Source organism: Sphingomonas sp. YR710 (assembly GCF_900101455.1).
GTDB lineage: Bacteria > Pseudomonadota > Alphaproteobacteria > Sphingomonadales > Sphingomonadaceae > Rhizorhabdus.
The window spans coordinates 100,653-123,475 of sequence record NZ_FMZJ01000012.1 but is presented as its reverse complement, the minus strand read 5'-3'; the positions used below and the strand labels follow the sequence as shown (position 1 = coordinate 123,475).

Here is a 22,823-nt window from a genome sequence, read left to right as displayed (position 1 = left end):
CCTTAGCAGCGGCGTAACGATCGCCCCGTGCCCCCTGCGCCAAATTCGTCAGCGGCTGAATTCCGCCACCAGCTCGACGTGGGTGGACCACCGAAACTGGCCGACCGGCGTGATGCCCACCAGCGCCCAGCCGGCGTCGATCAACACCTTGGCATCGCGCGCGAAGGTCGCCGGGTTGCACGAGACATAAGCGATCCGCTTCGCCGTACAGGCCGCGAGCGCCGCCATCTGTTCCCAGGCGCCCGCGCGCGGCGGATCGAGCACGATCGCGCCGAAGCGGTTGAGCTCGGTCACCTCCATCGGCCGGCGAAACAGGTCGCGCAGTTCGACCGCGATCAGCCGCTGGGCACGCCCCGATCCGAGCTTGAGCGCGGTCGCGGCGGGACGCGCGCCCTCGACGGCCATTACCCGCGCATGCTGCGACAAAGGCAGGCCGAAGGTGCCGATACCGGCGAACAGATCGATCACCGTAGGCGCATCGCCGACGATCTCCTTCACCCGCGCCAGCAGGGCAGCCTCACCCTCCGCCGTCGCCTGCAGGAAACCACCCGCTGGAAAGGGGACGGCGACTCCGCCCAGCGTGACAGTCGCCGGCTCGGGCTCCCAATACGGCTGAAACCCGTCGGCATCCTCGATCGAGAGGCGCGCCAATTTATGTTCGCGCGCGAAATCGTTGATCGATTCGATCGCGGCCAGCCCCTCGATCTTCACCTTGTCGAGCAGCACGTCGACACCCTGATCGACGAGCGTCAGCCGGACACCCGCCGATTTCTTGTCGCGGACCAACGGCAGCAGCAATGTCCGGAGCGGGGCGATCAAGGCGAACAGGGCCGGATGCAGGATCGAGCACATCGACAGATCGACGATATCGTGGCTGCGGCCCTCGTTGAAGCCGATCACCATCCTCTTGCCGGACCGTTCTGCGCGCAGCGAGGCACGGCGGCGGCTCTCGGGCGGCGTCAGGATCGGGGCGGCAAATGGCGGCGGGGTCAGCGCCTGCGCGGTCAACGCGCCGCTGATCCGCTGGACGAGGAATTCGGCGAAGGCGGCATCGTCGACATGCTGGATCTGGCAACCGCCGCATTTGGGAAAATGCCGGCACGGCGGCACCGCATGATGCGGGCCGGGCACGACCAGCCCCTCGGCGGTCAGCGTGTCGCCGGGGGCGGCCAGCCGGGCGTGGCGGCCGTCGGCGGTCACGCCTTCGCCGCTGGAGGCGATGCGGACGATGGTATCGGTCATGCAGCAGTCCCAAGTGCCACCGCGACATACGGCAGCAGATCGTCAGCGACCAAAGCGGCGCCGGCGCGATGCCCCGCCTCTGCATGCAGCCAGACCGCAGCGCAAGCGGCATCGAACGGATCGAGCCCGCGCGCGACGCAGGCCCCGCATATTCCGGCGAGTACATCACCGGTACCCGCGCTCGCCAGCCAGCCCGATGCGGGCGGTGCGATCGCGGCGCGGCCATCCGGCGCCGCGACGACGGTGTCGGGCCCCTTGAGGATGACGACGGCCTGCGCCTGTGCGGCCGCCACCCGCGCGCGATCGATGCGGCTGCCCCGCAGATCGCCGAACAAGGTCGCGAATTCGCCCTCATGCGGCGTGAGGATCGGCGTTGCAGCGAGGTCGTGCAGCACGTCAAGGCGCCCGGCAAGCAGCACCAGCGCATCCGCGTCGAGCACCAGCGGGCGGCCCCCGGCGAGCGCGGTGGCGAGGAGTTCTCTGCCCGCATCCTTCCGCCCCAGCCCGGGGCCGATCACGACCGCGCCGACCCGGCGATCGGCGATCACCGCCGCAAGTTCATCGTCGCGGCGGACGAGCGAGGCCGGCCCACCCTGCCCGCCGCCGACCAACGTCACATAGCCCGCCCCGCCGCGCTGCGCCGCCATCGCCGCAAGCAAGGCCGCGCCCGGCATCGCGCCGGCCGCGACCACGACGTGGCCGCGCGTATATTTGTGATCAGCCGGGCCCGGCGCCGGCAGTTTCGGCTTCGCCATTTCGGTCAGCCTGGACGTCAGCGGCAATCCGATATCGGCGAGCACGATCCGCCCCATTAGCGACACCGCCGGCTGCAGCCGGTGCGCCGGCTTGAGCGTGCCGAGCGCGACCGTGAGATGATGCGCGACAGCCGGCCCCAGCAGTGCGCCATCATCGGTGCCGATTCCGCTCGGCACGTCGATCGTGATCCGCCGCGTCGCCCCGGCCGCAAGCCGCGCGAACGGATCGGCCACCGCCGGGTCCAGCGCGCGCGCGAGGCCTGTGCCGAAAAGCCCGTCGATCAACACATAAGCAGGAGCAGCCTCCGCCAGCGGCTCGACCGGCCCGGCCCATTTGGCGCGTGCGGTACGAGCGGCATCGGTGCGAGGATCGCCCGTCGCGGCGATCCGCACCGTCAGACCGCGTTCGCGCAGCACGCGCGCCACCACATAGCCGTCGCCGCCATTGTTGCCCGGCCCGCACAGCACCAGAACCGGATGATGGCCGCCGAAGCGCCATGCCGCCTCGGCAACCGCCGTCCCGGCTTTTTCCATCAGTTGCTCGACCGATACGCCCGTGGCGAACACAGCCTCTTCGGCGGCCTTGGTCTCGGCCGCGGTCAGGATCGGCCGGGGGCTCATGGCGTGACCCGCGCGGGCAGGCGATAGACCATGCCGCCAATCTCCACGTCGATGGATTTGGCATCGCCCGGCCCGACGATTGCCGGCTCGGCCCCATCTGCGGCGATCACCCCGCGCCCGTCGCCGACCAGCAGCAGGCGGCGAAACGAGCCGTCGGGATTGCGAAGGGTGAGCGTCGTACCTTCGGGCGTGGCCATCCGCTCGACCGTGCAATCGGCGTTCAGCGCGGGGGCGGCGGATGCGCGGCAGGGAATGGGCTCGGCGCCGGTCGGGTTTCCGGCATCGGCCTGGTGTCCGCAGGCGGTGAGGCCACTCGTCACCGATATCAGGGCCACGACGAACAGGGGATTCGATGGTCGGGTCATATGAAGCACCCGAGACATTTATCGATTTGCATCGCCTAATTTCCCATGATGCGATCACGCACCGCCATGATAACAGGCGCCAGCACATCCGCCCAATGCGCGACGCCGGCTTCGTCGCCGATCAGATCCTGCCGCACTTCCAGCCCCAGATACGCTATACCGTTCGCCTCGGCATGGGCATTCATCGTCGCGTTGAGGACTTGCCCCGAATAGGGTTCGTTGTCGCCGGTCATCACGCCGGCCGCTCGCAACGCGGCAATCCCCGCATGCGCGGCCCGATCGTCGCGGTTATACAGCACACCCACCTGCCACGGACGCGCTTCCTGCGGGCGGGTCGACAATCGCGGCGTGAAACTGTGGAGCGAAACGATCAGCTTCGGCGCCTGTGCAGCGATCACATTGGCAAGGTGTCGGTGATAAGGCCGCCAGAAGCGATCGACACGCGCTATCCGCCCGGCCGCGTCGAGCAGCACATTGCCGGGGATCGCAAAGCCGTCGCTTTCGACCGGGATCAGCCCGGCCGCATGCTCCTCGCGGTTGAGATCGATCACCAGCCGCGAGACGGCGCCGAGCAGGCCCGTCATCGCCAGCCGTGCGCACAGTGACGCCCCAAGCGGCGCGACGCCGATATCGATCGCCATATGCTGATCGAGCAGCACGGGATCGATGCCGAGATTGATGTCGGCGGGCACCGCGTTCGACGCATGATCCGCGATCAACAGCAGCCCACTCTCCGGATCGCCGGCGATGTGCGTGACGACATCCGTCATGCGGTGAAATCCGGCCGGCGGCGGTCACGGAATGCCCGGACACCCTCGATGAAATTGGCACTCCCGAAGGCATCTTCGAATAACGTGTCGGACGCCCGATCACCGGCCAATGAGCGCTTGAGGACAGCGATGCTCGACGGGGAGTTGGCCGCGATCGTCGCCGCCAGCGCCTGCGCGGCGGCGTCGGCATCGTCCACCATCTCTTCGATCAAACCGATCGCCCTGGCCTCGATCGCTACGATCGTCATGGCCGAATATAGCAGCCGCGCCGCCTGCCCCGGCCCCACCAGCGCGCGCAGCCTGGCGACATCGCTTGCGGGATAACTGATGCCGAGCTTCGCCGGCGTGATCCCGAACGCCGCTTTGGCCCCTGCCAGCCTTATGTCGCATGCCATTGCCAATGCGACGCCGGCGCCGAAACAGCCGCCGTCGATGGCGGCAATCGTAGCGATCGGGAGAGCCGCGAGCGCCTCGATCGCCTGGGCCATCATCGTTCGAAAATGGCCACGCAGGGCTGGGTCGGCGTGCAGCCGATCAAGATCGGTAATATCGGCCCCGGCGCAGAATATCCCCGGCACCGCCGAGCGCAAGATCAAGACGCGCGCGCCAGACCGCCCCACCGAGGCGATCGCCTCGGCGAAGCCCTCCCAACTGGCGATGGCGATGGCATTGCGCGCTTCGGGCCGGCTCAGGCTGATCCGCGCGACGCTGCCAATGGATTCGATTTGAAACATGGCAGACCTGTTGCCGCTTGCGCGCGAAAATGTCACCACTTGGCGGCCAGTCCGAGGAATATCATGTGGATCCTTCCGAAAACGTGTTGACCCATGTCTCGCGCCGCGATGTCGCCGGGATGCTGGCGGGCGGTGCCATCGCGGCTACGGCACCTGCCATCGCCGGCCGTCGACCGCCGGCCTGCCCGATCACCAACCCGCTCGATGCCATCGCCGACACGTTGCTCGATCATACGCCGGAGATCGGCACCTATGGCGGCGTTCCGGCATCGCTGGGCGGCGGCCCGCTCGCTCGGCGGATGGATGATTATTCGCCCGAGGGCGAGGAGAGTTGGCGCACCGCGATCGGCGAGGCCGGGATCGCAATCGAGAAGATCGGCTGTACCGCCGATCCGCTCGGCGAGCTTCGGCTCAAGATCGCGGCAGCTGTACTGGAAAATGGCTCTCGTACCGCTGCGATCGGCTATGGCCGGCCCAACCCATTCTGGTTTTCGGGCCACGAACCCTATCTGATCAGCCCGATTTCGGGGCCGCATATCAACACTCCGAATGTGATGATGGCGCAGCAATCGGTGTCGAGCCCGATCGAGGTCGATGCCTGGATCGAAAAGCTTGATGGATTCGCTTCGGGTTTTGCCGGCGTGATCGAAAAGACAAAGGCGGACGAGGCCAAAGGCTGCCGGCCGCCGCGCATTCTGATCGAGAAAAGCCTGCCAGTGCTCGACGGCTTCCTGACCGGCCCGGCTGATAAGCATCCGCTGATCGTCTCGCTGCGCGATCGCATGCTCACCGCCGGGCTCGACAGTCAGACGCGTGCGGCGGCGGAGACGCGTGCGATCACCGCGCTCGAAAAGCGCGCGCGCCCGGCCTTCGCGAAGCTGCGCGAGCGGATCGCCGACATGGCCGCGCGCGGCCGGGCCGAGGCCGGTGTGTGGGCCCAGCCTGACGGCGAAGCGCTCTACGCCGCCAACGTCCTGTCGGTCGGCGACAGCCGCCAGTCCCCAGCCGAGATCCATGCGATCGGGCGCGAACAGGTCCGCCGCGTTACCGCGCGGATCGGCGCGCGGCTCAGGGAACTGGGCTTCTCCAGAGGGAGCCTGCGCCAGCGGCTCGATGCGCTGGCCAATGATCCGAAGGAGCGATTCGCGGACAATGATGCCGGTCGCGCGGGCGTGATCGACTATGTCCGCGGGCTGGTGCGCGACATGGAGGCCCGGCAACCGGCGTTCCTGCCGCCCGCGATGATCCCGACCCAGCATCTCGAAATCCGCGCGGTGCCCGTCGCCACGCAGGATAGCGCACCGGGGGGCTATTATGATGGCCCGTCGCTCGATGGATCGCGGCCCGGCATCTACTGGATCAACCTGCGCGACATGGCCGGCATCCACCGCTACGCGCTGCCCACCCTCACCTATCATGAGGGCGTACCTGGCCACCACACGCAGGGCGCCACCGCGCTTTCGCTGCCGCAGGCGCCGCTGATCCTGCGGATCGCGAGCTTCAACGCCTATCAGGAAGGCTGGGCGCTCTATGCCGAGCGGTTGGCCTCCGAACTCGGCGCTTATGCACATGATCCGGCCGGCGATGTCGGCCGGCTTGCCGACGATCTGTTCCGCTGCGTGCGGCTGGTGGTCGATACCGGGCTGCATCAGCTGCGCTGGACCCGCGAACAGGCGATTGCCTATATGCAGGCCAATACCGGATCGCCGATGAGCGAGGTGGTGGCCGAGATCGAACGCTATATGGCGTGGCCGGGCCAGGCGCTCGGCTACAAGATCGGCCAGCTTCGCCTGCTGGCGATGCGCGACAGGATGAAGGCGCGACAAGGCCACGCCTTCTCGCTGCGCGCATTCCACGCGAAGGTGCTCGGCTATGGCGCGATGCCACTCGATCTGCTCGAGCCGCTGGTGGTGCCGGCGCGAAGACGGCGTTGAGCCGGTGCTGGGTTACGGCGCATGTTACTCCTGGCCGTTGCCCACCTTATTTGGCGAGGCGCTCGCGTAGGAAATCGACAAATACACGCACACGAGCGGGCGTATTGGTGCCGCCGACGAACACCGCGTGAATCGCCTCCGCATCGCCGGGATTGAACGCATCCAATATCGGCACCAGCCGGCCGGCGGCGATATCTTCGACGACGCTGAACGCGCCGACACGCGCCACTCCGACGCCCGCTGCAGCAAGCTGGCCAAGCGTCTCGCCATTGTTGGCCTCGATGTTGCCCTTCACCGACAGCGCGAAGTCCTGTCCGTCGCGACGGAACGGCCAAACCGGTTCCACGCGGCGAAAATTGAAGTTGAGGCAATTATGGCGGTGCAGGTCTTCGGGCACGACCGGCGTGCCATGGCGGGCGAGATAGTCCGGCGCGGCGACGATTACGCGACCGGTCTCGCCCAGCTTGCGCGCCGTCAACGAGCTGTCGGCGAGAGGCCCGAACCGGATCGCGACATCCGCCTGGCCGGCAGCGATATCGATGATCGTGTCGGTCAGTGCAATATCGACCAGAATATGCGGATAGAGCTGCGTGAAATCGCCGAGCAGCGGAACTATGCAAAGCCGCCCGTGCGACAGTGCCGCGCTGATGCGCAATCGCCCGCGCGGGGCTCCCTGATCGGCGATCTGCTGCTCAGCATCGTCAAGGTCGGCGAGTATCCGCCGCGCGGTCAGAAGATAGGCTTGCCCTTCCGCCGTCAGCGTTAGCGTACGGGTCGAGCGCAGCAGCAGTCGCACGCCGAGCCGCTCTTCTATCCGGTCGATCGACCGCGCGACCGCCGAAGGCGTGAGGCTCAGTCTGCGTCCGGCTGCGGAAAAGCTGCCCTCGCGCATCACCGCAGCAAAGATTTCCAGCGCACGGGCCCGGTCCACACCGACGACCATCTTTGCGTTCAAATCAAAAGTCCTTCGTCACAGTGGCGGCTTATCGCTCAACGGAGCATCGCCCACTTATGCATCACTAACGCAACTGGAGAAACAGGCATGAAATATGCCCCGCAGGTCGCGACCAATTGGCGGCTGCGATGCCCGACCAGGCTGAACCCACCACTGGATCTGAGGAACGATCGATGAAGCTAAATCCCGGCCTTCTGGCCCTGGCTATCGGGGCTTTCGGAATCGGAGTGACCGAATTCGCGCCAATGGGGCTGTTGCCCGTGATCGCGGGCGACCTCGGTGTGTCGATCCCGACCGCGGGACTGTTAATCAGCGCCTATGCGCTCGGCGTTGTGATCGGCGCGCCGCTGATGACGCTGACGACCGGGCGCATACCCCGGCGGATGCTGCTGATCGTGCTTGCCGGCATCTTCACTGCTGGCAACCTGCTGGCGGCGATATCGGACAGCTATGGCATGTTGCTCGCGGCACGCATCCTCACGTCGCTGAACCATGGAGCCTTTTTCGGCGTCGGCTCGGTCGTCGCGGCGAGCCTCGTGCCGGCGGAGCGCCGCGCCGGCGCGGTTGCGGCAATGTTCATGGGGCTGACGATCGCCAATGTCGTCGGCGTACCGCTCGCGACATGGGTCGGGGAGCATCTGGGCTGGCGTGCGTCTTTCTGGGGCATCTCCGCACTAGGCGTCGCGACGATGGCTGCGCTTCGGCTAACCCTGCCCGCACTGCCAGCGCCAGAAAATGGCAATGCGATGGCGGAACTGCGAGTGCTTTCACGCGGACCGGTGCTGGGCGCGCTCGGCCTGACGGTTGTCGGTGCGAGCGCGATGTTCACGGTCTTTACCTACATCACGCCGATCCTGCGCGAGGCGACCGCTGCGTCGCTCGGTTTCGTTACTGCCATGTTGGTGACCTATGGTGTTGGACTCACCGTCGGCAACTGGCTGGGCGGGCGCTATGCGGATCGATCGGTCGATCGGACGTTGGCCGTCACGCTGGCATCGCTTGCCGTAATCCTCATTGCTTTCGCGATGCTGATGCCGTTCAAGGCGCCGACTGCCATCCTCGTGTTTTTGTGGGGGATCGCGAGCTTCGCGCTGGTCCCCCCGCTTCAGGTGCGAGTCATGCGCGCGGCAACCGATGCGCCGAACCTCGCCTCAGCGATGAACATCGGTGCGTTCAATCTGGGCAACGCGATCGGCGCGGCCGTAGGCGGTGGAGTGATTGCTGTCGGCCTGGGCTTTCCCACCGTGGCATTGGCCGGAGCCACGGCGTCGGCACTCGGGTTCGTCGCGATTATTGCCAGTATTCGGCGAAAATCCCAGACAGATCCGCGGCGTTTTTGCGACACCGTGGCGGTGGCTGCGGACTGCCGATAATGAACAGGCTTCCCGGTGCTTGAATTGATGGCCACTCAGCACCGAATCGCGATCTGGCGCGAAACACATTTCCCCTTCCCGCTTCACGACGCGCCACGCGTCAGATCCTCTGCAACCATCGATCCATTGGGCGATCTACGTACGGACTTCGCCAAGCATTTTGATGCAAAATGGCGATGTGGGCGAGGCGTTTGCGCGTCGACCCAACGATGACTGGCTTGCGGGAAAGGTCGTGCCTGCGGCCCTTCTGACAAACGGGGTGGGGAATGCCTTTACGCGTTTCGGCGACACTGGCGCTCGTCCTCATATTGCTGCTGTTCGCGGTCGCGGCCCTTGTCGAGCGACGGCGCGCGGCATTGGAGCATCGGCCGCGCCTTCGCCGCTGGGCCTATATGCTTGCGCTCGCCGTCTATTGCTCGAGCTGGACGTTCTACGGCGCGGTCGGGACTGCCGCGCGCGAAGGGTGGAACTACTTGCCGATCTACGCGGCACCGATATTGGTGCTGGTGCTCGCGCCGCGCCTGCTCGAACGATTGACGAGGGCGGTCGTCGAGGAAAAAGCCACTACCGTATCGGACTTTATCGCCGCACGCTTCGGGCATGATATCGTCGTCGCGCGGTTGGTGACGATCATCGCGCTGCTTGGCTCAATTCCGTATATCGCGCTGCAATTGCGATCGATCGGTGTGGCTATGTCGATCGTCTCGGGGCGCTCGGTCGTCGAACCGGCGATGATGGTTTCAGCGCCGCTGCTCGCGATCTTCGCGGTCTTGTTCGGCGCGCGGCGCTATGAACTGTCGGGGCGAAGCGAGGGGCTGGTTTACGCGATCGGCGCAGGCTCGCTGCTCAAGCTGCTTGCACTGGCTGTTGTCGCGCTGTTCGCCTGCCTGTTGCTGATCAATGCCGATCCAGCCAGCCTGCGCCACGGGCTTGCCGCGCTTGCCGACCGGTTCGAGCCAAGCCACCTCTCGATCGAGGTCGCCGTGATCGCATTGATCTCTGCAATGGCCATCGTGGCGCTCCCGCGGCAATTCTACATGGGCTTCGTCGAGGGGAGCGCGTCCGACGGCCTGGTCCGCGCGCGCCTCGGGCTGGCAGGCTATTTCGCCGTGATGGCGCTGATGGTGCTACCGATTGCGCTCGCCGGCACGGTGCTGCTGCAACCTGGCATCGTCGCCGACGGCTATGTCTTGCAGCTTCCCGCCAGTTCCGGCGCCAGTCTGGTTCTCGCGGCGGCATTGCTTGGCGGCGTGAGCGCGGCGGCATCGATGGCGATCGTCGACTCGACCGCCCTCGCGACGATGATCTCCAACGACCTTGTCTTCCCTTCGATATTGAAGGGCAGCGCCGCACGCGGATCCGGCGCGATGGGCCGGCATATGCTGCGGGTCCGACGGCAGGCGATCCTGATCATATTGGCCCTCGCACTGACATGGGGCTTGCTGGTATCGCCGACCCGATCGCTGGCTTCGATGGGGCTGATCGCGTTCGCGGCAATGGCGCAGTTCACGCCGCACCTGTTGCTGGCGACGTATAGTGGGGACCGCGACCATATTGCGGCCCGCGCGAGCCTTGGTGTCGGGCTGGCATTCTGGCTCTACACGCTGGCGCTTCCGCCGATCATGCCGCGAGCCTGGCTCAGCGGGCTTGCCAGCACAGCTTTCGACCCGCTGCAGCTATTCGGAATCGGCGGCGCGACACCGCTGGTGCATGGCGTGTTCTGGAGCCTGGGGTGCAACTTCGCCGCCTATGCACTTGTCGCCGCGCGCAGGATCAAGACGACAGCGCTGCCTCGGCTCCATGGCGGCCGCCATCATGTCGCGGATCTCGCCGACCTCTTCGAACTGACCGCGAGCTTTGTCGGCGAAGAACGGGCCCGTGCCGAATTTCCGCAAGCGCAAAAAGGGATGCCGCTCGACAACGCTTCGACCAGGCATGCGCAGAAGCTGATCGCCAGCGTCGTCGGCACGTCTTCGGCCCACGCCCTGATCACATCCGCACTCGCCAGCGGAACGATGCGCCTGCCGGAGGTCGCCCGACTGCTCGACCAGGGTGGACGAAGCCTGCGCTTCTCGCGCCAGCTGCTTGCCGCCACCTTCGAGAATATGGACGCAGGTATCACCGTGGTCGACTCCGATCTCAATCTCATTGCGTGGAACAGTCGCTATGAGGCTCTGTTCGACTATCCTCCGGGATTGCTGCGGGTCGGAAGGCCGGTCGCCGACCTCATGCTCCACAACGCTTTGCGTGGCGACTTCGGCGACGGAGACCCGGCCCACCATGTAGAAAAGCGGCTTGAACACCTGCGGCGCGGGCGCGAGCATGTGTTCGAACGTCGTCGCCCGGATGGCCGCGCGCTCAAGACGGTCGGCGGGCCGATGCCCGGCGGCGGCTATGTGATGAGCTTCACCGACACAACGGAAGATGTGCGCATACGCGAAGAGTTGCGCCGCACGCTGGAGGGTCTCGAGCAGCGCGTGGCCGCCCGCACGCAGGAGTTGAGCGATGCCAATCGCCGCCTCGCTGAAGCCGACCGCGACAAGACACGCTTTCTCGCGGCAGCGAGCCATGATCTGCTTCAGCCTCTGCATGCCGCGCGCCTCTTCACCGCCGCGCTGGCCCGCGATGTCCCGGACGAGGCCACCCCGCTGATCGAGGGCGTGGAGAGAGCGATTATCGGCGCCGAGGACATGCTGCGGGCACTGCTCGATATCAGCAAGCTCGATGCCGGTGGCGTGCAGGCGCGGCCCGAACCACTGACTCTCGCCCCTTTCCTTGCCGATCTCGCCGAGAGTTTCCGCCCAAGCGCCGAGCGCAAGGGCCTGCGGCTGAAGCTGGCGCCGATGCCGGGCCGCGTCGATACAGACTCCGGACTGCTGCGCTCGCTCATCCAGAACTTTCTCGCCAACGCCATACGCTATTGCGAGCATGGCGGGGTCGTGATCGGCGTCCGCCGCCGTGGCGATCGCTTGCGCATCGACGTAGTCGACAGCGGAGTCGGCATCGAACCTCACCTTGTCGAAACCATCTTTGCCGAGTTCACCCGCCTGGGTCAGGTGGAGGCTGACGGATTCGGCCTCGGCCTGGCGTTGGCGGAACGGATTGCGCGGTTGATCGGCGGTAGGATCAGCGTTCACTCGATACCCGGTCGCGGCAGCCGATTCAGCCTCTCGCTGCCCGCGCTTCGCGATGGCCGGATCGAAGAGCCCACCAGTCCCGATGATGCACCCGCCATCAGGGCGCCTGCCGCGCATATTCGCCTGGACCTGCTGGTTGTCGATAACGATCCCCGTATCGTCGAGGCAAGTATCGCACTGCTACAGCGGCTAGGCCATCGCGCGATCGGCGCGATCGGCATCACCGACGCGCTTCCGCACAGTCGGCGTGTCGACGCTGTTCTGGCCGATTATCGGCTCGACGGGGGTGAGGACGGACTCAGCCTGATCGCTGCTATGCGCGACGAAGCGCCGGGCCTCGCCGCCATGATCATCTCTGCGGAGGACGGTCCCGAACTTCGCATGAAGGCTGCGGCAATGGGGGTAACAGTTGTCGCGAAGCCGGCGTCGCCGGCGGCGATCGAGGCCTTCCTGGCGACGATCTCAGTGCCGCAGGTCGAGGCCTAGCGACCGCGCGACGAGCGCCGCCTGCGTTCGGTTCGAAACGTCGAGCTTGCGCATGATCGCCGTCATATGGGCCTTGACCGTGGCCTCGCTGATCTTCAGCGAAAAGGCGATCTGCTTGTTGAGCTGGCCGTCGAGCACCGCAAGCAGAACCTTGAGCTGGGCTGGCGTCAGCGCGGCGACATCGCTTCGAATCGCATCGATCGCGCCGGCCTCGTCGTCCTGCGCGGCAATCGGCGCCTGCCCCAGCGCCGCGCGGATCGCGGTTTCGATGGCGGCGAGTTCGCTGTCCTTGCGCAGGAAACCGACCGCGCCGAACGCTCGGGCTTCCTGCGCGGCGCTTGACTCCTGGGCGCTCGAAACGACGAGGATCGGGACGGACGGACGCTCGGCATGCAGCAGCGCGATGCCCGAATAGCCGACCGCCCCCGGCATTTTGAGGTCGAGCAGGATCAAGCGAAGATCGGCCGCTTCGACGGCGGCATGCGCTGCCGTGGATAATGTGCCCGCCTCGATCACCGTTGCATCCGGCAGCACCCTGCCCACGGCCAGCGCGAGCGCCTGCCGGAACAGCGGATGATCGTCGGCGATGAGGACAGTGTCTGTCACGAAAACTCGCTATGCGTCGGCCAGCATCGGCCTACCCGCGAGGAGATGATCCACCACCGCGGGATCTGCAAGCGTCGATGTATCGCCCAGATTGCCGACATCATTCTCCCCGATCTTTCGCAGGATCCGCCGCATGATCTTGCCTGAGCGGGTTTTGGGCAAGGCAGGCGCGAACTGGATGACGTCGGGTGTTGCGATCGGCCCGATCTCCTGACGAACCCAGCGCACCAGCTCCCGCCGCAAAGTCTCATCGGGTTCGACGTCGGCGTTGGTGGTGACGAACGCATAGATGCCCTGGCCCTTGATCTCGTGCGGCATGCCGACGACTGCCGCTTCGGCAACCTTCGGATGGGCAACCAACGCACTTTCCACCTCGGCGGTGCCCATGCGGTGGCCCGATACGTTGATCACGTCATCTATGCGACCGGTGATCCAATAATAGCCATCCTCGTCGCGGCGGCAGCCGTCGCCGGTGAAATACATCCCCGGAAAAGTGGAGAAATAGGTCTGGAAGAAACGATCATGATCTCCCCAGACGGTCCGCATCTGCCCCGGCCAACTGTCGGCGATGACGAGACAGCCATCGCCCGCGCCTTCAACCGGCTTGCCGTCATTGTCGACCAGAAGGGGCCGCACGCCAAAGAAGGGCAGCGTTGCACTTCCGGGCTTCAGCGCGGTCGCGCCCGGCAATGGCGTGATCATAGCCCCGCCGGTTTCGGTCTGCCACCAGGTGTCGACGATCGGGCAGCGTTCCTCGCCCACGACCTTATGATACCACTCCCATGCTTCGGGGTTGATCGGTTCACCGACGGAGCCGAGCAGGCGCAGGCTCTTGCGGCTTGTCGCGCGTACCCACTGATCACCTTCACGCATGAGCGCTCGCAAGGCGGTCGGCGCGCCATAGAAGATCTCCACGCCGAATTTATCGATGATCTGCCAGAATCGTGAGGGATCCGGAAAATTGGGGACGCCTTCGAACATGACGGTCGTCGCGCCGTTCATCAGCGGCCCGTAAATCACATAAGAGTGGCCGGTGACCCAGCCGATGTCCGCGGCACACCAGTAGATCTGGCCCGGCCGATAATCGAAAACATATTGGTGCGTCATCGAAGCCCAGACGGCATAGCCTCCGGTGGTGTGGACCACGCCCTTCGGTTTGCCGGTCGATCCGGACGTGTAGAGGATGAACAGCGGATCCTCGGCCGACAATTCCGCCGACGCACATTCGGCCGATTGCGCGGCGCTCGATTCATGCCAGTCGAGATCGCGTCCGGCCAGCAGCGGCACGTCGGCCCCGGTGTGGCGCAGCACGATAACGGTTTCGACGTCGGGGCATTGGCCGAGAGCCGCATCGACATTGGCCTTTAGCGGGACCCGCTTGCCGCCGCGAAGTCCCTCATCCGCCGTCAGCACGATCCGGCTGCCGCAATCCTCGATCCGGCCCGCAAGCGCCTCCGGCGAGAAGCCTGCAAAAACGATCGAGTGGATCGCCCCTATTCGCGCGCAGGCCAACATCGCCACGGCCGCTTCAGGAACCATCGGCAGATAGATTGTCACACGATCTCCGCGCTGCACCCCACAAGCCCGGAGAAGATTGGCGAAGCGGCAGACATCGGCATGAAGCTGACGGTAGGTTATCCGGCGCTCTGGCGTCGCGGGATCGTCAGGCTCCCAAAGGATCGCGATGTTTTCACCGAGAGCGGCGAGGTGACGATCGAGACAATTGGCCGAAAGGTTGAGCGTGCCATCGGCGAACCAGGCGATGCCGAAATCCTCCCGGTCGAAACTCGTTTGCTTGGCTTGCGTGAAGGGGCGGATCCAGTCCAGCCGCTGTGCCTGATCGCCCCAGAAGGTCTCGGGCTCGTCGATCGATCGGCGATACATCTCGGCATAGCCGGCGCTGTCGATCAGCGCGGTTCGGGCCCATTCGCTCGGTATGGGATAGGTTGTGCCGGCCATTCGAAGCCATCCTCTCGCTCGGTCGGGCTCCCCGACTCCCGCCCACGAGTTTAGCCGCCGACGCGCGCCCCGCTATCCTAGACCAACGTCGTAGGCCGATCGACGATGGTCGCGCTGTCACCCGCTTATCGCCTCGAAGACAATGCCACACCCGCAAAGGGCCCGATCACGGGGAGAGGATGTGTATGGGCAATTGGAGAAACGTCGCCGGCTTGCTTGCCGCAAGCGCATTGATTGCGCCACAGGCAGCACTGGCCAAGAACCGACATGAGAGCGAACTCGAGGCGCGCGTCGCGAAACTCGAGGCCGAGATCGCCGAGATGCACGGGGCGTTGGAAGCGGGTGGTAAACAGGCCCACGCGATTGCCGCAGCACAGACCGCCGCGGACGATGCGGCAAAGGCTGCCGCCGCCGCGCAGGCGCAAGCACTCGCCGCGGCCACGAGCAGCGCGCAGACCGCGACGAAGCTCGCCAGGTTCGAGTCCGCGCCGCTACCCGAAGGCATTCGCGACGGCAACACCACCATCAAGCTCGGTGGCTATCTGAAGATGATTGCCGCCAACTCGCATTTCGGCGATGGCCCCGTTGCGACGAACTCGCTCGGCCGCGATTTCTATCTGCCGCAGGCTATCCCCACCGGCGGTCGCGCAGCCACTTATGCCGACGCCACCGCCAAGCAGACACGCCTCTGGCTGAACTTCGCGTCGACCGTCGCGGGCCATCAGGTCAAAGGCTATCTCGAGACCGATTTCCAGACCACCGCCAATGCCGCGCCGACGATCACGGGCGGCGGATCGCAGCGCACCACCAACGGCTACACGCTGGCGCTGCGCCGCGCCTTCATGACGGTCGATCGGTTCACGTTCGGACAGGAGTGGACGACATTCCAATATGTCGGCGCGCTTCCCGAGAGCACGGACTATGTGGGAGGCGTCGAGGGCACAGTCTTCGTTCGCCAGCCGCAGATACGCTATAGCGCGCCGCTGACGAAATCGGTGACCCTCAACATTGCCGTCGAGAATCCCGAAAGCAGCACGGCGACGCCCGGTTCGCCGACGCTTGTCGAGAATGGCACCGATCACCTGCCGGACTTCACTGCCCGCCTGGCGGTCGCCGGGACCTATGGCGAGCTGAGTCTTGCTGCGCTTGCCAGGCAAATCAGGTTGGAAACTGCCGGGGTCGGCGCAACCGCCACCGGCTATGGGGTTTCCGCCGCCGGAAAGCTGTGGCTCAACCATGATAAAACGTCGGACATTCGGTTCATGGCGACGTATGGCAAGGATATCGGCCGCTACGTCGGCCTGAACTTTGCGCCTGATGCGGTCTATGTGGCCGCCAGCGGCCGTCTGGAGGATGTGAAGATCTTTGCGGCGATCGCAGCTGCGCGCATCCCCATCACGCCCCAACTGCGGATCAACCTGATGGGCAGCTTCCAGAAGGTCTCTTATGCTGGCGCGCTGCAAGCCGCCAATCTTGCCACGTTCAACAAGCGCGCATGGAGCGTGGCGGGGAACCTGTTCTATTCACCGGTCAAAAATGTGGATCTGGGTGTCGAATATCGCCACGGCGAGCGCGAGCTTGTATCAGGCGTCTCGGGGGCCGTCGGGCGGCTGGAATTCGCCGCGAAATATGGTTTCTGAACGGCAAGCGTAAGAGCAAATCGAAGCATGGCGGGGTGGCAATCGCTGCCACGGCAACAAGGGAGAGAATGCGATGGCAACGACGGACGATGCCTTGCCCAAACATCATGTGGCAACGCACAGTGAGAAACTGATTATCACCGCCAGTTCGCTCGGCACGGTGTTCGAATGGTATGATTTCTATCTGTACGGCTTGCTGACGACCATCATCGCCGCCCAGTTCCTGACCGGATTGAACCAGACCACCTCGTTCATCATGGCGTTGCTGGTATTTGCCGCAGGCTTCATCGTGCGTCCGTTCGGCGCGCTCTTCTTCGGCCGCATCGGCGACCTGTTCGGCCGCCGCTACACGTTCATCATCACGCTGCTCGTGATGGGGCTTTCGACGTTCCTGGTGGGCTGCCTGCCCACGTATAAAACCGCAGGCGTCGCCGCCCCGATCATGCTTGTCGTGTTGCGGATGTTTCAGGGCCTCGCGCTTGGCGGCGAATATGGCGGTGCTGCTACCTATGTCGCGGAACACGCGCCAAACGGGAAGCGCGGCCTGTACACCAGCTGGATTCAGATCACGGCGACGGCGGGCCTGGCAATGGCGCTGCTGATCGTCATCGTCGTTCGTTCGCCGACGGTGGGGATCGGCGAGGAAGCGTTCCGGGAATGGGGCTGGCGGATCCCCTATCTGCTCTCCGGCGGCTTCCTCGCTGTCGGGCTGTGGCTACGCCTGAAGCTCCATGAGTCGCCGGTCTTCAAGAAAATGAAGGATGAGGGGACGGGATCGAAAGCACCGCTCACCGAAGCATTCGGGCAGTGGAAGAACATGAAGATCGTGCTTATCGCCTTCTTCGGCGCGATCGCCGGTCAGGCTGTCATCTGGTACACCGGTCAGCTCTACGCGATGTATTTTCTCGAAAAAATGCTCAAGGTCGAAGGGCTGACGGCGAACACGCTCGTGATCACGGCGCTTCTGCTGGCGACCCCCTTCTTCCTCTTCTTCGGCTGGTTGTCCGACAAGATTGGCCGCAAGCCGATCATTCTGGGCGGGTGCGCGCTGGCTGCGGTCACGTTGTTCCCGGTGTTCCACGCGCTGACCGAGGCCGCGAATCCCGCGCTTGCCAGGGCTCAGGCCACCGCACCGGTCACTCTGATCGCCAACCCTGCCGAGTGCTCGTCGCAATTCGATCCGGTGGGCCAGAACAAGTTCGACACAACCAGTTGCGACATCGTCAAGAACGCGCTGGCCAAGGCGGGCGTCAACTATCGCAACGTCGCCGCTACATCAGGCGCTCTCGCGGCAATCACGATCGGGACCACGACCATCACGGCGCCAGATCCGGCGACGCTGAAAGGCGACGAAAAGAAAAAGGCGATCGCTGCATTCACGGCCCGGGTCGTCGGCGCGCCCGCCGTCGCGGCGAAGCCTGCCGAAGCCGGCAAGCCCGCCGTAGAGGCAAAAGTGGCGGTAATCGGTGAGCTGTCGAAGGTCGGTTATCCCGCCAAGGCCGATCCCAAGGCGATCAATACCCCGATGGTGATCGCGTTGCTGTTCTATCTCGTGCTGCTGGTGACGATGGTTTACGGCCCGATCGCGGCGATGCTGGTCGAGCTATTCCCGAGCCGCATCCGCTATACCTCGATGTCGCTGCCTTATCATATCGGCAACGGCTGGCTGGGTGGGCTGCTGCCGGCGATCGGCTTCGCCATGGTCGCGGCGAACGGGAATATCTATTACGGCTTCTGGTATCCGGTCGCCGTCGCCGCAGCCACATTGGTGTTCGGGCTGATCTTCCTGCCTGAAACCTACAAGCGGGAAATCGACGGCTGATCGAAGCGAACGGGCGCGCGTTGCGATCGATCAACGCGCGCCCGCTTTTTCCGGCCCAATACAGGCCGAAATCGAAGACAGGACACTCGACCATGAACGCCATTGCATCCGCCAACGCGCCGGTTTCGCTTCTCACACGCGAATCCGTGCGGCTCAATGTGCGTCCGGCAACGCCCGACGACGAACCGGAATTGGGCCGATTCTTTGACAAGGTCAGCGACGAGGATCGGCGCTTTCGCTTCTTCACCGCCGCCGCTCACCTGAGCCATGAGCAGCTCGAACCGCTGGTCAAGGTGGATCATCTTCAGGTCGAAAGCTTCCTCGCCTTCGAAGATCTTACGGGGCAGCTCGTCGCTTCGGGCCTGCTGGCGAGCGACCGCGCATCGGATACCGCAGAGGTCGCGATTTCGGTCCGCGCCGATTATCGCGGCAAAGGGGTCGGGTGGGCGCTGCTCGATCTTCTGGCGGAAGAAGCCAGGAAGCGCGGCGTCCGCCGGGTGATTTCGATCGAGAGTCGCGACAATCATGCCGCGATCGAACTCGAACGGGAAAAGGGCTTCGAACCCCAGCCGGTCGAGGATGATCCGACCCTCGTGATCCTCTCCAAGACCTTCCGGTAGGATTGCGCAATGAGCGAAGCCTATGCCACCGCATGGCGGGACAGCCTCGCCAACCCCGAGATTTTCTGGTCCGACGCCGCGGCCGCCATCGACTGGGTCGTAAAGCCGCGCCGCATCTATGATCGAGACGACGGCTGGTTCGCGGGCGGGCAGCTCAACACCTGCTTCAACGCGGTCGATCGCCATGTCCTGGCGGGTCGCGGAGACCAGCTGGCGCTGATCTATGACAGCCCCGTCACCGGCAACGTGCGATGCCTCACCTATAGCGAGCTTCTCGACCATGTCGGCAGAACCGCAGGCATGCTCGCGGCACTCGGCGTCGGGAAAGGCGATCGGGTCGTCATCTACATGCCGATGGTTCCCGAAGCGGTGTTCGCGATGCTCGCCTGCGCGCGCATCGGTGCCGTGCATTCAGTAGTGTTCGGCGGCTTCGCCGCGCCGGAACTCGCGAAGCGCATCGACGACGCAGCACCAAAGCTGCTGTTGACGGCGTCATGCGGCATCGAGAGCCAAAAGATCATTCGCTACAAGCCGCTCATCGACGAAGCGCTGGCGCTCTCGCAGCATCAGGTCGAGCATGTGGTACTGCTTCAACGCGACGCACATCCGGCAGACCTCGACGCGACATGCTATCTCGATTGGACGGTACAAGTTGCCGAGGCGATTGATGCCCCCTGCATCGCCGTGGCGGCCGGCGATCCGCTCTATATCCTGTACACGTCGGGTACGACCGGCACGCCAAAGGGGGTCGTCCGGGAAAATGGCGGCCATGCCGTGGCACTCGCCTGGTGCATGCAGCACTTTTACGGCGTTGGCCCCGGCGAGACATTTTGGGCGGCATCCGATGTCGGCTGGGTCGTCGGACACAGCTTCATCGTTTATGGCCCGCTGCTGGCAGGCGCGACGACGGTGCTGTTCGAGGGCAAGCCCGTAGGTACGCCCGACGCTGGCACCTTCTGGCGCACGATTGTCCGGCACAAGGTCGACATATTCTTCACCGCGCCGACCGCCCTGCGCGCGATCCGCAAGGAGGATCCCGAAGCCAGCTTCGCGAAGCAGCTGGGCATCGGTGGATTGCGGGCGGTGTTCCTGGCCGGTGAGCGCGCGGATCCCGACACGCTCGGCTGGGCGGAGTCGATGCTGGGGGTGCCCGTGATCGACAATTGGTGGCAGACCGAGCTCGGCTGGCCCGCGACCGGAACCTGCCTTGGCCTCGGCGATACGCGCCGACGCCGCGGCAGCGCCGGCCTGCCGCTGCCGGGCTATGACTTTGCGATACTCGACGACGATGGCCTGCCCGTCGTCCGCGGAGCGACCGGCAGTGTCACCATTCGCCTGCCGCTTCCGCCGGGCTGCTTCCGCAGCCTGTGGAACAATCCGGCAGGCTATGCAAAATCCTTCGAAGCGTTCGAGGGATATTATGAGACGGGGGACGCCGGACACATCGATCCGGACGGGTTCATCAACATCATGGGCCGGACCGACGACATCATCAACGTTGCCGGCCACCGGCTCTCGACCGGCCAGATGGAGCAGATCATCGCGTCCCAGCCCGAAGTGGCGGAATGTGCCGTGATCGGCGCCGACGATTCGCTGAAGGGAATGGTCCCGATCGGATTTGCGGTGGCCAAGACGGGCTATGACGTCGAGGGTCTTGAGGCCAGGATTGTCGCACGCGTTCGTGCCGAGCTGGGCGCGGTCGCGGCGCTCAGGCAGGTCCACATCGTTCGCGCATTGCCCAAGACGCGCTCGGGCAAGATCCTGCGCGCGGTATTGCGCAAGCTGGCAAATGGCGAGACCTGCCCGACACCGCCGACCATCGAGGATCCGGCAGTGCTCGACGATTTCCGGCCCCTATTCGCCGAACGCTGCGCAGTCTGAGGCCTGAAGGTGATGGCTCGGCCGTAGTTTTAACGCCCGCCGAACTTCGCGAAGCTGGCGAGCGCTTCGGGCGACAAGGTCGCTTCGTGGAACAGGCGGTTGGCGGCGGCATCGGCCTGTTCATCGGCGACCAGGCTGGCAAAGTAGCGCTTCACCATGCCGGCGTGCGCCCGGGGAAGAGCAGCGAGCTGCTCCGCATGGGCCAGAGCATCGGCCTCGGCATGCACTGCGATCATATCCGCGAGGCCGATATCGTGCGCCGCCTGGCCGGAAAGAGTGTCGACGCCCCAACAGATGCGCCGCGCCGCGGGCATCCCGGTCCGCGCGATCACGGCGCCGAGGCCCCAGGCCGGGAAAAGTCCGATCGGCACCTCGGGCAGGCTCCATTTCGCATCCGGCGTAGTCACCACCACGTCGCAGGCCGCGGCCAGCGTGAGCCCGCCGCCGATGGCGAAGCCATGAACGGCAGCCACCACCGGGCAACGGCAATGGCCGATCGCACGCGCGAGGCGGCCCGAATCAGCCTCGAAGCGCATCCGTTGCGTTGCATCCATCGCCGCGAGCATGCCCAGGTCGCTGCCGGCGCAAAAGCCACGGCCGGCCCCCTTGAGCACGATGGCGCCAATCTCGCTGTCGTGCTCGAGGTGATCGAGCGCTTCGATCAGATCGCTAACCAACGCGGCGGACATCGCATTGCGCTGGGCCGGGCGATCGAGCGAAACGATCGCGATCGCCCCGCGCCGCTCGATCACCACAGGCGACGAAAGGCCGCCCTCGTCCTTCGTGCTCAAGCCGTGTCTCCTTCCGGGCAGTCCGCCTTGGCTGGCCGCGAACTGAACAGGCAAATATCGCCAGGCTTTTGCCTGACAGCCTGTGGTTCGCGGACCTAGCTCCGGCGCGGCTCGCGCCTCACGCCGCCTTTTGGGGCACCTTGATCTTGCCGTCCCAATTGTTGGTCGGCAGGATGTTGCGCATGCCGCAATCGACCAGAACGTCGCTACCGGTCATGGCCGAGGCTTCCGGCGAAGTGAGGAAGGCGATGACGTTGGCGATCTCTTCCGGCGTGCCGCGGCGCTGCAGCGGGCAGGCCTTGACCATTTCGAGCATGACCGCGTTCTTTGCCTCTTCGGCCCGGTTCATCGGGGTGTCGTTGATCCCCGGCGACACCGAAAGGATTCGCGCGCCCTTGGCGCCCCACTTGAACGAAAGCCGGCGAACCATATTATGAACCGCGCGCTTCGAGAGCTGATAGGCCCGGCCACCGCCGAAATCGATGAACTGGCTGACCTTTTCGATGAAATCCGGCGCCAGCGGCTCCTCGAGCACCTTGAACAGCTCCGGCGCCTCGGGAAGCATGTAGCCCGACTGCGAGGAGACCGCGATGCCGACCGTCTTCGCGTTCAGCAACGGCTCGGCTGCGCGGAACACGCGCTCTACACCAACGACATTGACTTCCAGAATGCGCTGGTCGGTGTTCTGCACACCGGGCACCCCGGCGGTAATCACCAGCGCCTCGAGATTGTCCACCGCCGCCATCAGCTTATCGACCTGCGCCTGGTTGGTCATGTCACATTCCATGGCGATGACGTCGCCGCCGATCTCGGCCGCGATCTTCTGCACGCCTTCAAGATTGTAGTCGGCGACAATCAGCCGCCCGCGCGAGGCCAGCTTCCTGGCCGTCACCGCGCCCATTCCGGATGCGGCGCCGATCACTACGTTGGTCATAAATTACTCCGTTGTTATGAGGTCAAAAGCGATGCCGATTCCGGCGAAACTTGGGTGATCAAAGGGTCCCTACTCCATCGACCTTGATCATGGATACAGCGTTGAAGAACCTTCGACTGACCACTTCGTGGTCGTTAACGATCTGAACCCATTCGACAAGCGAGGCACCCCATTCGAAAATGCGATGGCCTTGCTGCC

At 65.0% G+C, this 22,823-nt stretch carries 17 protein-coding genes; 7 read left to right on the top strand and 10 right to left on the bottom strand.

The window, feature by feature from the left end; translation table 11 throughout:
* Positions 1 to 48: 48 nt before the first annotated feature.
* From BLS13_RS14855 to BLS13_RS14835, 5 genes are read right to left on the bottom strand one after another with little or no spacing between them, the layout of a single operon-like run.
* A complete protein-coding gene (locus tag BLS13_RS14855; RefSeq protein WP_093453286.1) occupies positions 49 to 1,242 on the bottom strand; it encodes a class I SAM-dependent RNA methyltransferase in 1,194 nt (397 codons plus the stop codon).
* Positions 1,239 to 2,618: an NAD(P)H-hydrate dehydratase gene (locus BLS13_RS14850; protein WP_093453284.1), complete on the bottom strand. Its 1,380-nt coding sequence runs from the start codon at positions 2,616 to 2,618 to the stop codon at positions 1,239 to 1,241. Before BLS13_RS14850 ends, BLS13_RS14855 begins: the two co-directional genes overlap by 4 nt.
* Positions 2,615 to 2,983: a hypothetical protein gene (locus tag BLS13_RS14845; protein WP_093453283.1), complete on the bottom strand. Its 369-nt coding sequence runs from the start codon at positions 2,981 to 2,983 to the stop codon at positions 2,615 to 2,617. The genes BLS13_RS14850 and BLS13_RS14845 overlap by 4 nt, the downstream gene beginning before the upstream one ends.
* 35 nt (positions 2,984 to 3,018) lie before the next feature.
* Positions 3,019 to 3,753, bottom strand: a complete 735-nt coding sequence (locus BLS13_RS14840; RefSeq protein ID WP_093453281.1) for an N-formylglutamate amidohydrolase — start codon at positions 3,751 to 3,753, stop codon at positions 3,019 to 3,021.
* Positions 3,750 to 4,487 carry an enoyl-CoA hydratase/isomerase family protein gene (locus BLS13_RS14835; RefSeq protein ID WP_093453280.1) on the bottom strand — a complete coding sequence of 246 codons (738 nt, stop codon included), beginning with the start codon at positions 4,485 to 4,487 and terminating at the stop codon, positions 3,750 to 3,752. Before BLS13_RS14835 ends, BLS13_RS14840 begins: the two co-directional genes overlap by 4 nt.
* 65 nt (positions 4,488 to 4,552) lie before the next feature.
* On the opposite strand from BLS13_RS14835, the gene BLS13_RS14830 reads away from it, so the two are divergent.
* Positions 4,553 to 6,421 (top strand): DUF885 domain-containing protein, encoded by a 1,869-nt coding sequence (locus BLS13_RS14830; protein WP_256325907.1) that lies wholly within the window; start codon positions 4,553 to 4,555, stop codon positions 6,419 to 6,421.
* A gap of 46 nt (positions 6,422 to 6,467) precedes the next feature.
* Here the strand turns inward: BLS13_RS14830 and BLS13_RS14825 are convergent, their stop codons facing one another.
* Positions 6,468 to 7,364: a LysR family transcriptional regulator gene (locus BLS13_RS14825; protein ID WP_371128211.1), complete on the bottom strand. Its 897-nt coding sequence runs from the start codon at positions 7,362 to 7,364 to the stop codon at positions 6,468 to 6,470.
* A 185-nt stretch (positions 7,365 to 7,549) separates the two neighbouring features.
* On the opposite strand from BLS13_RS14825, the gene BLS13_RS14820 reads away from it, so the two are divergent.
* Together BLS13_RS14820 and BLS13_RS14815 are read left to right on the top strand one after the other, a co-directional pair.
* Positions 7,550 to 8,749 (top strand): MFS transporter, encoded by a 1,200-nt coding sequence (locus BLS13_RS14820; protein WP_093453275.1) that lies wholly within the window; start codon positions 7,550 to 7,552, stop codon positions 8,747 to 8,749.
* 266 nt (positions 8,750 to 9,015) lie between these two features.
* Positions 9,016 to 12,372, top strand: coding sequence for a PAS-domain containing protein (locus BLS13_RS14815; RefSeq protein ID WP_093453273.1), 3,357 nt, complete (start codon positions 9,016 to 9,018; stop codon positions 12,370 to 12,372).
* Here BLS13_RS14815 and BLS13_RS14810 read toward each other — a convergent pair.
* Both BLS13_RS14810 and acs read right to left on the bottom strand, forming a co-directional pair.
* Positions 12,349 to 12,978: a response regulator gene (locus BLS13_RS14810; RefSeq protein WP_093453272.1), complete on the bottom strand. Its 630-nt coding sequence runs from the start codon at positions 12,976 to 12,978 to the stop codon at positions 12,349 to 12,351. The genes BLS13_RS14815 and BLS13_RS14810 overlap by 24 nt on opposite strands.
* Positions 12,979 to 12,987: 9 nt before the next feature.
* The gene (gene acs / locus BLS13_RS14805; protein WP_093453270.1) at positions 12,988 to 14,937 is read right to left on the bottom strand and encodes an acetate--CoA ligase; all 1,950 of its coding nucleotides are present in this window, start codon (positions 14,935 to 14,937) and stop codon (positions 12,988 to 12,990) included.
* Positions 14,938 to 15,122: 185 nt separating this feature from the next.
* On the opposite strand from acs, the gene BLS13_RS14800 reads away from it, so the two are divergent.
* From BLS13_RS14800 to BLS13_RS14785, 4 genes are all read left to right on the top strand, one after another.
* The gene (locus BLS13_RS14800) at positions 15,123 to 16,577 is read left to right on the top strand and encodes a DcaP family trimeric outer membrane transporter (protein WP_256325906.1); all 1,455 of its coding nucleotides are present in this window, start codon (positions 15,123 to 15,125) and stop codon (positions 16,575 to 16,577) included.
* Positions 16,578 to 16,650: 73 nt separating this feature from the next.
* Entirely contained in the window at positions 16,651 to 18,399 is a 1,749-nt protein-coding gene (locus BLS13_RS14795) for an MFS transporter (protein WP_093453269.1), read from the top strand.
* Between the two features lie 92 nt (positions 18,400 to 18,491).
* Complete coding sequence (locus BLS13_RS14790) at positions 18,492 to 19,019, top strand: GNAT family N-acetyltransferase (RefSeq protein WP_093453267.1); 528 nt, start codon at positions 18,492 to 18,494, stop codon at positions 19,017 to 19,019.
* Between the two features lie 9 nt (positions 19,020 to 19,028).
* Positions 19,029 to 20,900: an AMP-binding protein gene (locus BLS13_RS14785; RefSeq protein WP_093453266.1), complete on the top strand. Its 1,872-nt coding sequence runs from the start codon at positions 19,029 to 19,031 to the stop codon at positions 20,898 to 20,900.
* Positions 20,901 to 20,929: 29 nt separating this feature from the next.
* Here the strand turns inward: BLS13_RS14785 and BLS13_RS14780 are convergent, their stop codons facing one another.
* Together BLS13_RS14780 and BLS13_RS14775 are read right to left on the bottom strand one after the other, a co-directional pair.
* Positions 20,930 to 21,691: an enoyl-CoA hydratase/isomerase family protein gene (locus BLS13_RS14780; RefSeq protein WP_176943602.1), complete on the bottom strand. Its 762-nt coding sequence runs from the start codon at positions 21,689 to 21,691 to the stop codon at positions 20,930 to 20,932.
* A gap of 118 nt (positions 21,692 to 21,809) precedes the next feature.
* Positions 21,810 to 22,625, bottom strand: a complete 816-nt coding sequence (locus tag BLS13_RS14775; protein ID WP_093453263.1) for an SDR family oxidoreductase — start codon at positions 22,623 to 22,625, stop codon at positions 21,810 to 21,812.
* Between the last annotated feature and the right edge of the window lie 198 nt (positions 22,626 to 22,823).

Bases quoted from the DNA above. Each gene is read 5' to 3' on its own strand.
- BLS13_RS14855 (WP_093453286.1), bottom strand. From the start codon at position 1,242: ATGACCGATACCATCGTCCGCATCGCCTCCAGCGGCGAAGGCGTGACC.
- BLS13_RS14850 (WP_093453284.1), bottom strand. From the start codon at position 2,618: ATGAGCCCCCGGCCGATCCTGACCGCGGCCGAGACCAAGGCCGCCGAA.
- BLS13_RS14845 (WP_093453283.1), bottom strand. From the start codon at position 2,983: ATGACCCGACCATCGAATCCCCTGTTCGTCGTGGCCCTGATATCGGTG.
- BLS13_RS14840 (WP_093453281.1), bottom strand. From the start codon at position 3,753: ATGACGGATGTCGTCACGCACATCGCCGGCGATCCGGAGAGTGGGCTG.
- BLS13_RS14835 (WP_093453280.1), bottom strand. From the start codon at position 4,487: ATGTTTCAAATCGAATCCATTGGCAGCGTCGCGCGGATCAGCCTGAGC.
- BLS13_RS14825 (WP_371128211.1), bottom strand. From the start codon at position 7,364: ATGGTCGTCGGTGTGGACCGGGCCCGTGCGCTGGAAATCTTTGCTGCG.
- BLS13_RS14820 (WP_093453275.1), top strand. From the start codon at position 7,550: ATGAAGCTAAATCCCGGCCTTCTGGCCCTGGCTATCGGGGCTTTCGGA.
- BLS13_RS14815 (WP_093453273.1), top strand. From the start codon at position 9,016: ATGCCTTTACGCGTTTCGGCGACACTGGCGCTCGTCCTCATATTGCTG.
- acs (WP_093453270.1), bottom strand. From the start codon at position 14,937: ATGGCCGGCACAACCTATCCCATACCGAGCGAATGGGCCCGAACCGCG.
- BLS13_RS14800 (WP_256325906.1), top strand. From the start codon at position 15,123: ATGGGCAATTGGAGAAACGTCGCCGGCTTGCTTGCCGCAAGCGCATTG.
- BLS13_RS14795 (WP_093453269.1), top strand. From the start codon at position 16,651: ATGGCAACGACGGACGATGCCTTGCCCAAACATCATGTGGCAACGCAC.
- BLS13_RS14790 (WP_093453267.1), top strand. From the start codon at position 18,492: ATGAACGCCATTGCATCCGCCAACGCGCCGGTTTCGCTTCTCACACGC.
- BLS13_RS14785 (WP_093453266.1), top strand. From the start codon at position 19,029: ATGAGCGAAGCCTATGCCACCGCATGGCGGGACAGCCTCGCCAACCCC.
- BLS13_RS14775 (WP_093453263.1), bottom strand. From the start codon at position 22,625: ATGACCAACGTAGTGATCGGCGCCGCATCCGGAATGGGCGCGGTGACG.